At 36.0% G+C, this 14,575-nt stretch carries 15 protein-coding genes and 2 CRISPR repeat arrays (1 of these 17 only partly in view); of the genes, 2 read left to right on the forward strand and 13 right to left on the reverse strand.

What is annotated here, in order from left to right:
* The first annotated feature begins 123 nt into the window (after positions 1–123).
* Complete coding sequence (locus BHU72_RS16645) at positions 124–213, forward strand: DUF6954 family protein (protein WP_436796457.1); 90 nt, start codon at positions 124–126, stop codon at positions 211–213.
* On the opposite strand, the gene BHU72_RS09785 is transcribed toward BHU72_RS16645, so the two are convergent.
* The 10 genes from BHU72_RS09785 to BHU72_RS09830 all read right to left on the reverse strand — a co-directional run bounded on the left by BHU72_RS09785 (position 210) and on the right by BHU72_RS09830 (position 8,213).
* Entirely contained in the window at positions 210–443 is a 234-nt protein-coding gene (locus tag BHU72_RS09785) for a thioredoxin family protein (protein WP_069702452.1), read from the reverse strand. The two genes, BHU72_RS16645 and BHU72_RS09785, sit on opposite strands and share 4 nt — an antisense overlap.
* A 106-nt stretch (positions 444–549) precedes the next feature.
* Positions 550–1,518, reverse strand: coding sequence for a permease (locus BHU72_RS09790; RefSeq protein WP_069702453.1), 969 nt, complete (start codon positions 1,516–1,518; stop codon positions 550–552).
* A 214-nt stretch (positions 1,519–1,732) separates the two neighbouring features.
* The gene (locus BHU72_RS09795) at positions 1,733–2,077 is read right to left on the reverse strand and encodes a GIY-YIG nuclease family protein (RefSeq protein ID WP_069702454.1); all 345 of its coding nucleotides are present in this window, start codon (positions 2,075–2,077) and stop codon (positions 1,733–1,735) included.
* Position 2,078: 1 nt separating this feature from the next.
* Positions 2,079–2,558 (reverse strand): DUF6530 family protein, encoded by a 480-nt coding sequence (locus tag BHU72_RS09800; protein ID WP_069702455.1) that lies wholly within the window; start codon positions 2,556–2,558, stop codon positions 2,079–2,081.
* Between the two features lie 256 nt (positions 2,559–2,814).
* Entirely contained in the window at positions 2,815–3,174 is a 360-nt protein-coding gene (locus tag BHU72_RS09805) for an arsenate reductase family protein (protein ID WP_069702456.1), read from the reverse strand.
* Between the two features lie 36 nt (positions 3,175–3,210).
* The gene (locus BHU72_RS09810) at positions 3,211–4,470 is read right to left on the reverse strand and encodes an ABC transporter permease (protein ID WP_069702457.1); all 1,260 of its coding nucleotides are present in this window, start codon (positions 4,468–4,470) and stop codon (positions 3,211–3,213) included.
* Positions 4,463–5,362, reverse strand: a complete 900-nt coding sequence (locus tag BHU72_RS09815) for an ABC transporter ATP-binding protein (protein WP_069702458.1) — start codon at positions 5,360–5,362, stop codon at positions 4,463–4,465. The genes BHU72_RS09810 and BHU72_RS09815 overlap by 8 nt, the downstream gene beginning before the upstream one ends.
* 27 nt (positions 5,363–5,389) lie before the next feature.
* Positions 5,390–6,106: a GTP pyrophosphokinase gene (locus BHU72_RS09820; protein WP_245671887.1), complete on the reverse strand. Its 717-nt coding sequence runs from the start codon at positions 6,104–6,106 to the stop codon at positions 5,390–5,392.
* Between the two features lie 200 nt (positions 6,107–6,306).
* A complete protein-coding gene (locus BHU72_RS09825) occupies positions 6,307–7,782 on the reverse strand; it encodes a protein adenylyltransferase SelO (protein WP_069702460.1) in 1,476 nt (491 codons plus the stop codon).
* A 107-nt stretch (positions 7,783–7,889) separates the two neighbouring features.
* The gene (locus tag BHU72_RS09830) at positions 7,890–8,213 is read right to left on the reverse strand and encodes an Hsp20 family protein (RefSeq protein ID WP_069702461.1); all 324 of its coding nucleotides are present in this window, start codon (positions 8,211–8,213) and stop codon (positions 7,890–7,892) included.
* Between the two features lie 208 nt (positions 8,214–8,421).
* Here BHU72_RS09830 and BHU72_RS09835 point away from each other — a divergent pair, with 208 nt between their 5' ends.
* Positions 8,422–8,601 (forward strand): H-type small acid-soluble spore protein, encoded by a 180-nt coding sequence (locus BHU72_RS09835; RefSeq protein WP_069702462.1) that lies wholly within the window; start codon positions 8,422–8,424, stop codon positions 8,599–8,601.
* A gap of 71 nt (positions 8,602–8,672) precedes the next feature.
* On the opposite strand, the gene BHU72_RS09840 is transcribed toward BHU72_RS09835, so the two are convergent.
* From BHU72_RS09840 to BHU72_RS09850, 3 genes are all read right to left on the reverse strand, one after another.
* Positions 8,673–9,089: a VOC family protein gene (locus BHU72_RS09840; protein WP_069702463.1), complete on the reverse strand. Its 417-nt coding sequence runs from the start codon at positions 9,087–9,089 to the stop codon at positions 8,673–8,675.
* A 236-nt stretch (positions 9,090–9,325) separates the two neighbouring features.
* Positions 9,326–12,109: direct repeats of the CRISPR family, unit length 37 nt; unit sequence GTTTCAATTCCCTTAACGGAAATTAGATGTTTGTTAC.
* A 237-nt stretch (positions 12,110–12,346) separates the two neighbouring features.
* Complete coding sequence (gene cas2, locus BHU72_RS09845; RefSeq protein ID WP_069702464.1) at positions 12,347–12,622, reverse strand: CRISPR-associated endonuclease Cas2; 276 nt, start codon at positions 12,620–12,622, stop codon at positions 12,347–12,349.
* 2 nt (positions 12,623–12,624) lie between these two features.
* Positions 12,625–14,268: a CRISPR-associated endonuclease Cas4/Cas1 gene (locus BHU72_RS09850; protein WP_069702465.1), complete on the reverse strand. Its 1,644-nt coding sequence runs from the start codon at positions 14,266–14,268 to the stop codon at positions 12,625–12,627.
* 168 nt (positions 14,269–14,436) lie between these two features.
* A CRISPR array of direct repeats spans positions 14,437–14,575; the repeat unit is 37 nt; unit sequence GTTTCAATTCCCTGTACGGAAATTAGATTGTTGTTAC (it continues 1,087 nt past the right edge of the window).

Consider the following 14,575-nt stretch of genomic DNA (forward strand, 5'->3'; position numbering starts at 1 on the left):
TCCCGATTGAATGGAACATATGTAATGATTTCGTAACTACTAATTCAAGGCCGCACCCCTTAGAAAAACACCCCAATCTTTCTATAGATAATAATTATTTGTAAAGTAGGTGGTCCATTTATTATTAAATGGCTAGTTAACTTGATATTCATTGTTTTATATTTAGGAGTTACATTCTTCGGGTTTGGCCCTATTTTGTTAATAGATGGTTAACTTTTCAATATATTTGCAATCTCTTTGGGCTTTAATACCTTGCCATATGAAACTACTTTTTCATCAATTACTAATGCTGGAGTAGACATTACGCCATACGCCATTATGTCCTTGAAGTCAGTTACTTTTGTAATTTCAGCTTCCATGCCTATTTCTTTTAACGCTATCTCAGTATTTTCTTTTAAAGTCACACAATTTTTACAACCCGTACCTAAAATTTTTATTATCATATCAATTACCTCCAAAGTTATATTAGAAACCTAAGTAAAACATATATAAACCAATCAGCATAACCATAAACCCATTTAACCCTCACCTTCTATCATTAAACTTTCATTATATGAGCCAGTGTGCGATTGCATTAAAAAAGTATCCTACTAATATGATTGCAAAACCTGTAATACTAACAAAAACTACAATGAGTTTTGTTTTAATTACCTTTTTTAATAGAATCATCTCTGGCAGTGATAAAGCAGTAGTCGCCATCATAAAAGAGAGGGCCGTTCCTATCCCAACGCCTTTACTGATTAAAGCTTCTGCAATGGGAATTGTCCCTAACGCATTGGAGTATAATGGAATACCAAAGACTACAGCGATAATTACCGCAAAAGGGTTATCAGGGCCCGCGTATTTAGCCAATAAAGGCGCTGGGGCCCATCCGTGAATCAATGCCCCAATCCCTATACCAATTAATAAGAAAATCCATACTCTTCTAATAATCTCTTTTACGTTATCTAACGCAAATTGTGCTCTATCTTTATGTGTTAATTGTTCGATTTCTATTTCCCCTGATTTAATTTGATACACATATTCTTCAACTTCGTTTTCCAACTTCATCGAACCAATGAATATCCCTCCTAAAACTCCCACAACAATTCCGGTAACGAGATATACCAAAGCGATTTTCCATCCAAAAGACGCAATAAGAATCGCAAACGCTGCTTCATTAACAATCGGAGATGTGATGAGAAAAGAAAATGTCACTCCTAACGGTATTCGAGCTTCCACAAATCCAATAAAAATCGGTACCGATGAACAGGAGCAAAATGGCGTAACAATACCTAATAACGATGCCATAATATTTCCTTTAATACCGCTAAATCTTTCAAGAATCTTTTTAGTCCTTTCTGGTGGAAAATAGCTTCTAATATACGATATAGCAAAAATCATAACACCTAAAAGAATAATGATTTTAATCGTGTCATAGAAGAAAAAGTGAATACTCGAACCCAACCTAGTCTCTGTAGATATCGAAAGTATTTTCTCAACAAATAATGCTACTAGATAATCTAGCCACCCAAACATTGAATTCCTCTCCTAACTACTTTTCTAATAAGTCATTCATATCTATTACATTGATTTCAATAGTTCAACTTTGTCATATTATTATATAATTATATGTTCATGCGTTTATTATATTCTTGTAATTTTTACCTGTCAATCGATAAAAAAATAAAAAAAATGCGACCCAATAAAGAAAAGGTCGCATTTTATATTATGATTATGCCATTGGCTAATTTTAATAGTATTCTAATCCTGTCTCTTCGATTTTTTCTTGCCAAACCAGCTGTAATATCTCTAGTTCAACACTATAGTCAGTTTTTGACTCGTCTTCATCGTACTTTAATGTTTCCAGAATTTCTATTGAAAATCTTGATTCGCCATGTTGCTTCCAAGCATTTTGCAGGTCTTTATTAGGGTAACTTCCCATCTTTAATTGGAACTTCACACGATTGATTCTTGCTTTTAAGTCTTGACTGACTTCAAGCAAGCACTTATTATCAACATCAGATTTGATAATAAATATCCCCATATCTGTCTTCATTTGTTTGTATTGTTCTTTCAGTTCTTTCTTTCTGTCCATATCAATAACCCATTTCCTTTAAGATTCTTGATAGAGTGCTTAAGCGTTCTCCTATGAGCTCTCCATCTTCACTTAATGATTGGCTAAATAACTTAATATCTTCATTTATCTTTTCATTATCTGTGCATACGGCTACGGTCATAGCATCCCCCTGTAAGCCTACTCTGTCTACCACAGAGTTTTCCGTATTATACAGATTTTCAAAGCGATAAGCTTCTTGAAAGTGTTGTTTTGTTCGACAAACAAGTATGGCCAAATCTAATACACGGTGAAGGGGTAGCTCCTCCGATTGCCTTGACCATTTTCCTCCCGTATGTCTCCATACCTTGGCAGATATATCAATCTTCCCTCTGTCGTTCCATTGTGCTAATCCTAGTGAAATTCCCTTAGCTTCGGAATTGTAAGCGTTTCTACCATCAATATTTTCATAGTTCTCTGCAACTATGACAGGCTTGTGTTTCAATGTTGTAGGTATCTTCATTCTATGACCTCCGAAATATAATTTAGTAATTTAGTAATTTAGTAATTTAGTAATTTAGTAATTTAGTAATTTAGTAATTTAGTAATTTAGTAATTTAGTAATTTAGTAATTTGATTTTATGATGAATCGTACGTTTTGTCAAATAAAAAAACCTCTACCTTACGTAGAGGCTACTATTATTTACTGTTATTCGTCTATTTTTGCAATCTCTTGCGAACTATAGATATGCTTGCCCTTTATTTCTTCTATTGCTTTCTTATACATAGCCCGTGCCACTACCCGTCCATTCTTTCCAGACATCTGGCTGATACCCTACTGTTGCAAGCTTTCCATTTCTGACAATTGGCGTCTTATATAGCTTAGGGTTCTTAAAGAGAATTTCTTCCCTAACACTCGCTCCTGAAATGCGATCTAGATTCAACTTATTATAATCACTAGAGCTTTGATTAAATAAAGTGTTTAAGCCAAGGGCTGCCTTAACACTTGCAAATTCGCCTTTACTTAAGCCATATTTATACAAATCAACCAACTGATATGGCAATTTTCTTTCTTTAAAATAACGCTCTGCCTTTTTCGTATCAAAGCATTTTGCCGCTCCAAAAATTTGAATCCCCATTCCCTATTCTCCTCAAACACAGTAATTGAAAACTGATTATCTTGACTCATTTTTTGAAAATTGAAGAGCTTTTTTAATATCTTTTAGTATACTAGTTTTCCCATACATTAGTACTCCACCTCTGTAAACTCTAGCTCCAAAGATAGCCATAATAATAATTGTTGCTAATAAAATCCCTACACCTAGTAATGGCTCCCAAGCAGGAAGATTCAACATACCAACTCTCATGAACATAATCATAGGCGTAAAAAAAGGAATATAAGAAGTAATCGTTATAAATGTTTTGTCAGGTGCACCTAATCCAAACATGGCAATCATGAATCCAGCAACAATCAGTAGTGTCATAGGGGTAATTGTTTGTTGAACATCTTCGATTCTGCTCACTAAAGAACCTAACAATGCTGCTAGAGTGGCATATAAAAAGTAGCCGAGAATAAAGAAAACAAAAGCATAAACAATTGTTAGTACTGGTACATTATGAAAACCGAAAAAATCGAAAAATCCGCCCTCCATAGACGAAAGATTTCTTGTAATTGAATAATAACCTACACTTAGAAGTAGGATCATTTGTGTTAAACTTACGAGTCCTACACCAATTATTTTAGCAAACATATGTTTAATTGGTGATACACTAGATATGAGAATTTCCATAACTCGTGACGATTTTTCTGTAGCTACCTCCATTGCAATCATACTTGCATATAAAATGACCGCAAAATATATAACAAAAAGAAGGACATAGACTAGACCTCTAGCCTGATTTAGTTCTTCTACGGTTTTAGCATTTTCCTCTAAGGCAATCTGTTGGAATGAAACTGGTTCATAGAGAGTTTCCAATTGTTCCTGTGTGAGATTTATCTTAGAAGCTGCAAGCTGTGTCTTCATTTGCTGCAAACTATTTCTAAGTTCATTAGGGAGCATAACATTTGTTATCGTCATAGATGTATATGTTGCTTCTGGTAAGTTCTCAGAGTTGTTCGTTAAAATTAATAAGCCTTTCCACTTGCCTTCTTTTACTTCTTGTACAGCATTCTCCTGACCACCATTATAAGCTACTAAAAGAACATTTTCATTCGTTGTACTGATTACTTGTTTGAGAGAATCAAATAAGAGACCCGTATCGTCAATCACTGCAATCTTGTCCTGCTCTTTATCACTATTCACAAAGTCCATAATATGAGGAATACTTGTTAGACCAAGCATAATTGTCAATGTAATAATCGTAGTTATAATAAATTGCTTTGATTTAATCTTAGTTGAGTACGTATGCAATAAAATAATCCAAAAATTATTCAAAGGAATTACCTACTTTCTCAATAAAAATGTCGTTTAGAGAGGGTTCTTCTAATACGAACTTACGGATGAATCCCTTTCCAACAATATCTTGCAATATCTTTTCTGCTATATGTTCGCTGATGATCTGTAATTCAATACCTTCTGCTGTTACCCTTGCATTTGTAACACCTGAATAACCCTTTAGAAATTCCATTGGGAAATCCCCATGTATAATTAAATTCTTTTTGCCAAAAGAACGTTTGATATCTTTAAGTGCACCTTGTACAACTGGTCTTCCCTGATGCATAATACATAAATGCTCACACATTTCTTCCACATGATACATTTGATGACTAGAAAAAACGATGGTAGTTCCTTTCGCCTTCAAATCTAATACGGCTTCCTTTAGCATTTCCACATTCACTGGATCGAGCCCACTAAATGGTTCATCTAGAATCAGCAGTTTTGGTTTGTGTATGATAGCTGTAACTAGTTGTATTTTCTGTTGATTTCCCTTTGAGAGTTCTTCTACTTTTTTCTCTAAGTAGTCTGGCACCTTGAATCGCTCTAACCAGTATACCAACTCTTTTAAAGCATCTTGTTTTTGCATACCTCGTAATCGCGCTAAATAAATCACTTGTTCTTTCACCTTTAACTTCGGGTATAATCCCCTCTCCTCTGGAAGATATCCAATATAGGGACTCGTAGAATAATTGATTGGCTGATCATTCCAACTTATGGTTCCGCTAGTCGGATATAGCAACCCCAGAATCATTCGGAAAGTTGTTGTCTTTCCTGCACCGTTAGCTCCTAAGAAACCGAACATCTCTTTTTCTGGTATTGATATTGATAGTTGATCCACTGCTGTAAAGTCCTTAAATTTTTTTGTTACTTGTTCTAATTTTAATGTCATTTTTCTACCACCTCATATTTTATACAATTAACTCCGCAGTTTCAGGGTACTCAAAAGGTCAAATGGCAATTGAAATTTCTCATTATTTATAACTAATTCATAGATATCTTCCTCTTCATCAGAATTCTTTATATCTAGCATTTCCTTATGGATGTTTTCCATTTTTCTGTCCAATTGTGCGGCAGTATTTGCTGCCTCTTTTAATTCTTCTACTAAATACTGCGGTACTTCTTTGTTATACTTATAGTAAATTTTATGTTCTAAACTCGCCCAGAAATCCATTGCAATCGTTCGTATTTGGACTTCAACACAGACCATCTCTACACGATCGCTCATAAAGACTGGAACTTGTAATATTAAATGCAAACTTTGGTAACCATTTGGCTTTGGGCTCTTTATATAATCATTGCAATCGATTACGGTAATGTCCTTTTGACTTTGAAGCATGTTACTTAATTCATAAATATCAGAGATAAAGGAACACGTAATCCTGATTCCCGCTATGTCTTGGATGTTCTCTCTGATTGCGCTAAGGGTGAGCGGGTATCCTTTTCGATATATTTTCTGGACTATGCTTTCTGGAGACTTAAGACGCGATTTGACATGTTCAATTGGATTATATTCGTGTATGTAACTGAATTCTTGCTTCAATATATCAATCTTTGTATTTACTTCGTCTAATGCAAACTTGTAGGTCATCATAAATCTAGTTAATTCAGCTTTCAATACTCTCAAGTTTTTCATATCCACGGATTGAATATTCATGTTTATTCACTTTCTCCTCTTAACAAACTATTTATTATGTTCTATAAATAATTATAAGAAGGATATATGTATAGACTATGAATAGGTAATTAAATCTTTATAAACAAAACTTGGCATACACCAAGTCCTTAGGACGCAGGTGTATGCCTTAGTTGCCCGACGCAAATGAGTCTTGCGTCTTAAGTACCACAAAATGTTCGATAAGCTCCATACGATGCGTCTGGAAGTGAAGCGTAATGCTCTTGATCCACTGTATAAGCATATGGCTCTGATAGCACTTCGTTTAACTTCTCCATGACACCATAATCACTCAGCTCCACTGCCGCTTCTATTGCTTCTTCCACCCGATGATTCCGAGGTATGATTGCAGGATTGCTATTCTTCATTAACTGCAGAATCTCATCCTTTGATTGTTCTTGTCTACTTATCCGTGCCAGCCACATTTCATACCACTGCGTGAATTCATCATAACCAAATAAAACAAGTTCATTCACTTGATTCAACGTAAGCGCTCGGAAGGTATTCGTATAATCAGCACCGTACTTTTGCATCATGCTGAGTAGGCCTTCAATCAATTCCTTATCCGCTTCTTCATGATTGACAATCCCCAATTTCGCTTTCATTCCCGTTAGCCAAGCTTGTTCGAATTGTGGCGTAAACTGCGCAATAGCAGCTTTCGCAATTTCAATTGCTTGCTCGTGACTCTGATCGAGTAACGGAAGTAATGTACCCGCAAATCTTGCAAGGTTCCACGTAGCGATATTCGGCTGATTACGATACGCATATCGACCATAGGTGTCAATGGAACTAAATACAGTAGCGGGATCATAGGTATCCATAAAAGCACATGGCCCATAATCGATTGTCTCACCACAAATTGTCATATTATCTGTATTCATAACACCATGTATGAACCCTACTAATTGCCATTTCGCAATTAATTCTGCTTGGTGCTTAATTACTTCTTCGAGTAAATATAAGTACTGATTCTGACGACCTTCGAAATCAGGATAATGTCTCTGTAGTGTGTAATCTGCCAGCGACTGGAGTTCCTCTGATGTTCCAAAGCTAGCCGCGTATTCAAAGGTTCCAACGCGTATATGACTAGCCGCTACTCGCGTAAGAATAGCACCCGGTTGAAAAGTTTCACGTATTACTGTCTCCCCAGTCGTAACTACAGCCAGACTTCTAGTCGTGGGAATACCTAGGGCATGCATCGCCTCACTAATTATGTACTCACGCAGCATTGGTCCAAGACCCGCTCGTCCATCCCCACGGCGAGAATAGGGAGTTCTTCCTGGGCCTTTTAGTTGAATATCAAAACGCTCCCCTTTAGGAGTAATCTGTTCTCCTATCAGTATCGCTCGACCATCTCCAAGCATAGTAAAATGTCCAAACTGATGGCCAGCGTACGCTTGGGCAAGCGGTTCAGCACCTATAGGCATCTGATTCCCCGCCAGCACTTCTACACCTTCCTTACTTTTAAGGAATTCGTTGGCTATGCCCAGAGAATTTGCCAAATCCGAATTTAGAACAAACAGTTGCGGTGATTGGACAGGAGTTGGCCATACATTTGTATAAAATGTTTCTGGCAAACGAAGATAACTGTTGTCCAAACTCCATCCTGCATCTTCTCTAATTATTTGGTCTGTCATAAATAACACCCCTCAGATATGCCATACTTATAATTAAACTATACATTTTTAGTGTCTACTTGGGAAATTATCTTATTCTATTGCCGGATACTTGTTAAGATGCTATTTTATTTCTTTTTCGGAAGTGTTACTTTTAGAAATCCTTTTTCATAGCTAGTCTGAAGGTTATCTCCATCCGCATTGCCGATATAAAAAGTCCTGCTAAACTCGCTGTAATAACGCTCTTGACGAATAAAATTCTTCCTCTTATCTTCCATAAATTCTTCCCTTTTGCCATGAATGATTAAATGATGATTGACATATTCAACCGTAACTGAGTTCTCATCGATTCTTGGATATTGAACATTTACTACATAGGCAGAATCGGTTTCATCCATTTGTACAGACAATTGATTGGGATGACTCATTCGAAAAGGTGTAAGCCCGAACAATTACATCACCTCCTAAAGAACAATAATACGATAACAGTTAAAAATCCCATTATTAATATTATTCAATTCGGAGGATTCTTGTTCTACATTCTTAACGTATGCCAATTGAAATGTAACGACTGGAATATCACAAAACGTTGTTGTGCATATTATTACCGTCGTTAACAAACGATGATTTGCGAGTTCAAGTATAAAGGAGGTGCCTTTGATGGATCTTTTACGCGCGCATGATATAGCATCTTCGCCAAGCATGGTCGATGTTACGTATAATGGTGCACCTATCTACATCGAACAAGTCCATGATGAAAGTAATACAGTTACAGTTCACTTTCTCGACAAACCGGAAGAAAAGCATACTGTTTCTGTGACACATTTATTGGAGATATAAGAACTGGAAAAAGAACTGAAAATAGTACTCAAAAAAGCGACCCTCCATTGGGTCGCTTTTTTAAGTAATGATTATTCTTCAGGATAATTGAACTGCCAACCTATCCCGAATTTATCCGTTACAAAACCGTAGCATTTACTCCAGAAAGTCTCCTGAAGCTCCATAACAACCGTACCATCTGCTTTAAGTTTATCAAACATTGTCTTTATTTCATCTACGTCGTTACTTATTATAGTCAAGCTAATATTATTCCCAACGACAAATGGCATACCTGGCGGAACATCAGAAAACATGACTTTGCTACCTTTTATTTCCAGAAAAGTGTGCATCACGAAATTCTTTGTCTCTTCTGTTAGAGGAAATTCTCCATCTGTATGAACGTCCCCATAAAACATAATCTGCTGCTTCTCCGCTGCAAAAACGTCGGCGTAAAACTCTACAGCTTCGCGGCATTTACCATTAAAATTGACGTATGCTTGTACAGTCATTTGCTTCACTCCTTGAAATTGTTATTTTCCCAAAATCTATAAATTACTAAATCTTACTAACCTTTTTATATTATATACGAAACCCAAACTATAAAAACAGTTATATTCGCAGGGAAAATCCTGCGATTTCATTCAATTTCTCTTTTTTGTTTTCTATTACTAAAACAACAAGTAGTTGACCTGTGCTTAGCAAAAGGAGAAAATGTTTGTTATTAAACATCCTCTCCTTTTTAAGTGTTTCAATTCCCTGCACGGAAATTAGATGTTTGTTACACAGCCTGATATAGTCAAAGACCCAGCGACTACGTTGAAGTTTCAATTCCCTTAACGGAAATTAGATGTTTGTTACGATGGATGAGTTCGTTGCCGCAGTAGAGAAACACGCAGGGTTTCAATTCCCTGTACGGAAATTAGATTATTATTACGCAGAAAGAGTTGTTGATCTTCGAATTCTTCATGGTAAGTTTCAATTCACTAATCGGAAATTAGATTGTTATTACTGACGTTACAAGACAACATCAAAAGGCAGTTAGAATGTTTCAATTCCCTAATCGAAAATTAGATGTTTGTTACATAGCAAGAAGTATCTTTTTGTATCACGCCAACTATGGTTTCAATTCCCTTAACGGAAATTAGATGTTTGTTACGATCCTTTTGCTGGTGGACCAACAATCGATATCAGTGAGTTTCAATTCCCTTAACGGAAATTAGATGTTTGTTACATAAAGCAAAATGTTATCTCTGAGTCTCAATATAAGTTTCAATTCCCTTAACGGAAATTAGATGTTTATTACCAGGTAAGACTACTGCCCATTGTGTGAGACTGGCACTATTGTTTCAATTCCCTTAACGGAAATTAGATGTTTGTTACTTTAATAGATTCTCCCCCTCCTAATGATTACACGATGTTTCAATTCCCTTAACGGAAATTAGATGTTTGTTACATATAATCAAGAATTTCAATTAAATTAGACTGATCCGTGTTTCAATTCCCTTAACGGAAATTAGATGTTTGTTACGCCGACAGAACATATAGAGCAGCCAATAAAGAAAATGTTTCAATTCCCTTAACGGAAATTAGATGTTTGTTACTCAATAGAATATTTAGGAGCTTCACTATGGAATGGCTTAGGTTTCAATTCCCTTAACGGAAATTAGATGTTTGTTACTTTTCTTGTCGAAATCGTCCAGGTTATGTTCTGTTAGCTTGGTTTCAATTCCCTTAACGGAAATTAGATGTTTGTTACTCCAGAAGAAAATATGCACGCGGCAACAAAGCAGTTTGTGTTTCAATTCCCTTAACGGAAATTAGATGTTTGTTACTAAGAGTATCAAATACAAGAAAGGATGTTTAAATTAGTTTCAATTCCCTTAACGGAAATTAGATGTTTGTTACATGATAGAAGTTTTTTATGCCACTGGCTGCAGGCTATCGTTTCAATTCCCTTAACGGAAATTAGATGTTTGTTACGACAGAAAGAGATTTAGCAAATGCTATCGGCGAAACAGAGTTTCAATTCCCTTAACGGAAATTAGATGTTTGTTACTCAACGTGTACAGCTCGTGGATCGATCGATGTCCATGTTTCAATTCCCTTAACGGAAATTAGATGTTTGTTACATATTCAAGAAACTCAAGACACAGATGTTGAAGAAATGTTTCAATTCCCTTAACGGAAATTAGATGTTTGTTACCAAAGTCTGTGGGATTGGCTATTATAGATGTAGAAGTGTTTCAATTCCCTTAACGGAAATTAGATGTTTGTTACACTGCAGGAGATCCATTACGTGGAATCCTTGAAAAGTAGTTTCAATTCCCTTAACGGAAATTAGATGTTTGTTACTAAGAAAATCATTCTTATTATAATCAATACCTACATTTGTTTCAATTCCCTTAACGGAAATTAGATGTTTGTTACGGCGCAAACGGTGAAATAGCCGCCATAGTAGATATGTTTCAATTCCCTTAACGGAAATTAGATGTTTGTTACACGGTCATTCGTTCCGCTGTTAGTCTTAAGATTAAGTTTCAATTCCCTTAACGGAAATTAGATGTTTGTTACAGGATAAGGTTAAGGGCCCCTACATAGTTACAGAAAAGTTGTTTCAATTCCCTTAACGGAAATTAGATGTTTGTTACTTATATACAGTTGACTTGCAAGATATTAAAGTAACGTTTCAATTCCCTTAACGGAAATTAGATGTTTGTTACGAGGGTGGTTTTAGTTAAGATATGGATAATGATTGACCAGTTTCAATTCCCTTAACGGAAATTAGATGTTTGTTACGTTACTGACGGTACAGTGTGGATTCAAGCGCGGCATGTTGCGTTTCAATTCCCTTAACGGAAATTAGATGTTTGTTACCGATAGCTACGCTGGAAGAAATGAAAGCGCAGCGGGAGTTTCAATTCCCTTAACGGAAATTAGATGTTTGTTACGGCAGCAGAGAAACGTGCAAATGAAAAAAAGGAAGCGTTTCAATTCCCTTAACGGAAATTAGATGTTTGTTACTAATAGATAACAAGAGTGGCGCAAGTACATCTGTTACTGTTTCAATTCCCTTAACGGAAATTAGATGTTTGTTACCAAAAGCGATCAAGACACCGTACACAGACAAAAGGGTTTCAATTCCCTTAACGGAAATTAGATGTTTGTTACTGGCTACGGCTACCGCCGTGGTCGTTGGTGGTACTGTTTCAATTCCCTTAACGGAAATTAGATGTTTGTTACTGAAAGAACAAACGTGTGAAGTTGGTATGGATGAGTTTCAATTCCCTTAACGGAAATTAGATGTTTGTTACGGCAAATAAAACTGCACTGATGAGACTTGAATAGTGTTTCAATTCCCTTAACGGAAATTAGATGTTTGTTACTTTACCCTGATAAACCGTCTATGACATACCATATCAGTTTCAATTCCCTTAACGGAAATTAGATGTTTGTTACATGTAGTAACAGCCGTAAAGATTTATTGCTGAAATTGTTTCAATTCCCTTAACGGAAATTAGATGTTTGTTACCGCTTATGGTTTTTACCTTTGATAGCTATATTTTGACTGAATCTAATTCGAGAGCCTCATTAAGTGCTGTTTTCCAACCTCTTTAAGTTTCAAATAGTAACTTTAAATTGCTTGAATATCCAATGTTTCCAATGACCGAGCAACTCTTAGAAATTCCAGCCACCCGAACCTCTCGATATTTTGACTCTTTTAATGTTTTCTATGGTATATAATTCTACATTGATATCGAATCTCCTGTTAATAAACCAAATCAATATCACCAAACACTACAACATTCGTGCCTAGCCGCTCCAAATCACTCTTACAACTAGCGCACTGGGAATAGAATATGATGCTATCTTCCTTCTTCATCAATCGTTTCAGTCTATATTTCAAATTGACATACTCTTCTTTTGTTATGATTGCCTCAAAAACACTATACTGTACAGGTGTCGCATAATCCTTTAATGTCTTGAAGATTTTCGTTCTCCGTTTATCATCGCGAATGTCATATACAATTACTATATGTTTCATTACTAACGCACCTGATATGGAGTATATTCTGGCCACTCATTGGTCAGAACTTTAGCAAGAAAACGCACCTGTAGTTCTAACATTCTTCGATAAGTTACTTTATAATGAAATAGCGGATGGGTCGCCTCTTGGTTCATTCTCGTTTGGTATGCTTTAAAGAAATTTTTCCTTCCAGAATCCTTTAATTCACAACCTCCAATAGTTTCTACAAAATCATCTGGCTTTAGCATCTTCGTGTTTATGGCTGTTATTACGACGGAATCTGCTATTATTGGCCTGAACTCTTCCATAATATCAAGTGCCAATGCAGGTCTTCCGTATTTATCTGAGTGAAAAAAACCCAAATATGGATCAAGTCCTACGCGGATGATTGCCTCAATGACATCCTTGGTTAATAACGTGTAAGCAAAGCTTAATAAACAGTTAACTGGATCTTTCGGTGGTCTTCTATTCCGATTGACGAAGGCGAACCCTAAATCTTCTTTCAGCAACTTGTTGAAAACACTGTAATAATATTTCGCTGCAATCCCTTCAACGCCCATGATACTTGCAACGGAATCACAAGTTTTTAATTTTTTTAGACAAGCGTTCAACTCGTTAGCTACGTTATGAATATCGTTATCTTTAATCGTGCGATTATACCGTAATAGCGTAGTCCTAGAGTTATTGATTTTCCCCGTGACAAATGCTTTAGCAAATTGCAACGTATGTTTACAGTTGAGGTTTGCAGCATATTGAGCTTTTCTCAGAATGACGTTTTTGTTTAATGTTGGCTGTAACCACCCTTTGACCTTCCCTTTATCCAATACATAGCAGGAGACTCCTAAATCGCACATCGTTGCCAATAAAGATCCTGTCATTGCAGCTGGTTGCCCTAACACTACTTGATCAATAGCAGACAAGGGTATATCTTTTGTTTCCTCATTGATCTTCAGTTTAATTCTACCTTGCTCTTTTTTTAAATATGCCCCTGGGGTATCAATGTATAGGATTCTTCCTAAATCCATAGAAGGGGATGGTCTTCTTGGTGTTTTTTTCATATTGTCTTTGCCGTTAGTTTTCTGTATAAGTGCTTCTGTCTCCTCAGGCAGACAGCGGCTAATTAAACTGCAACCGATACAACGACTGTCATTCACTGGTTCAGGTATGATATTCTCATCAATCATTACCCTAGCATCTTCAACAGTTTGAAGTGCCAATTCTCTCAATTCTTCTGTGAAATCTACTGATATTCGTTGATTTGACTCAGAATAATAGATATATCCCCTATCAATACTCGTCCCAATATTTTCTTCAAGTAATAGAGCTTGCAAACAAAGCTGAACTCTATCATTTAACTGATTTTGGGCGATACCTTTTTTAAATTCAATCGGATATACTTCTTGTCCATTCTCTTCAATCGTATCCAAAACTCCTACTAAACCAAGATTATCCGATGTTAAATATACTTTTCGAGTTTGTATCCCAGTCGGTCTTACTTTTCTCTTAATTTCATCTCGTGCCTCTTCCTGCCATTTCCCTTCCAAAACATGATTGTTCCTCTCATCAGCCATCATAACTGTACGATAGTAGAAATTTCTTGGGCAATATAAGATTTCTGCGATGGATGAAATAGATAAATACTCAATCTCAACAGTTTGTTCCATGAAAAACAACCTCCATTCACTACTATATCTAATCCCAGTATTACCAATTTTCATACCGTTCATAAGTAGTTCTAAGGCTTATTAATCAGGCCAATTCTTAATTCTCTGTTCGGAAGTTAGATTTGTTGTTACTATACGGTGGAATGTCAAGAGAAGAAAGATCTGTAAGTTTCAATTCCTTGTTCGGAAATTAGATTGTTGTTACCTTGACCAAGACGAGGTTATCATAGAGTGGACTAAGGTGTTTCAATTCCCTGTACGGAAATTAGATTGTTGTTACTTAATATCAATAATACTATCATACAGT

Origin of the sequence: Desulfuribacillus stibiiarsenatis (assembly GCF_001742305.1) — a bacterium.
In the GTDB taxonomy this organism is placed as follows: Bacteria; Bacillota; Bacilli; order Desulfuribacillales; family Desulfuribacillaceae; genus Desulfuribacillus_A; species Desulfuribacillus_A stibiiarsenatis.

Excerpts from the sequence above, each read along its gene's own strand:
- BHU72_RS09785 (WP_069702452.1), bottom strand. The coding sequence starts at position 443 with ATGATAATAAAAATTTTAGGTACGGGTTGTAAAAATTGTGTGACTTTA.
- BHU72_RS09790 (WP_069702453.1), bottom strand. The coding sequence starts at position 1,518 with ATGTTTGGGTGGCTAGATTATCTAGTAGCATTATTTGTTGAGAAAATA.
- BHU72_RS09795 (WP_069702454.1), bottom strand. The coding sequence starts at position 2,077 with ATGGACAGAAAGAAAGAACTGAAAGAACAATACAAACAAATGAAGACA.
- BHU72_RS09800 (WP_069702455.1), bottom strand. The coding sequence starts at position 2,558 with ATGAAGATACCTACAACATTGAAACACAAGCCTGTCATAGTTGCAGAG.
- BHU72_RS09805 (WP_069702456.1), bottom strand. The coding sequence starts at position 3,174 with ATGGGGATTCAAATTTTTGGAGCGGCAAAATGCTTTGATACGAAAAAG.
- BHU72_RS09815 (WP_069702458.1), bottom strand. The coding sequence starts at position 5,362 with ATGACATTAAAATTAGAACAAGTAACAAAAAAATTTAAGGACTTTACA.
- BHU72_RS09820 (WP_245671887.1), bottom strand. The coding sequence starts at position 6,106 with ATGAAAAACTTGAGAGTATTGAAAGCTGAATTAACTAGATTTATGATG.
- BHU72_RS09825 (WP_069702460.1), bottom strand. The coding sequence starts at position 7,782 with ATGACAGACCAAATAATTAGAGAAGATGCAGGATGGAGTTTGGACAAC.
- BHU72_RS09835 (WP_069702462.1), top strand. The coding sequence starts at position 8,422 with ATGGATCTTTTACGCGCGCATGATATAGCATCTTCGCCAAGCATGGTC.
- BHU72_RS09840 (WP_069702463.1), bottom strand. The coding sequence starts at position 9,089 with ATGACTGTACAAGCATACGTCAATTTTAATGGTAAATGCCGCGAAGCT.
- cas2 (WP_069702464.1), bottom strand. The coding sequence starts at position 12,622 with ATGAAACATATAGTAATTGTATATGACATTCGCGATGATAAACGGAGA.
- BHU72_RS09850 (WP_069702465.1), bottom strand. The coding sequence starts at position 14,268 with ATGGAACAAACTGTTGAGATTGAGTATTTATCTATTTCATCCATCGCA.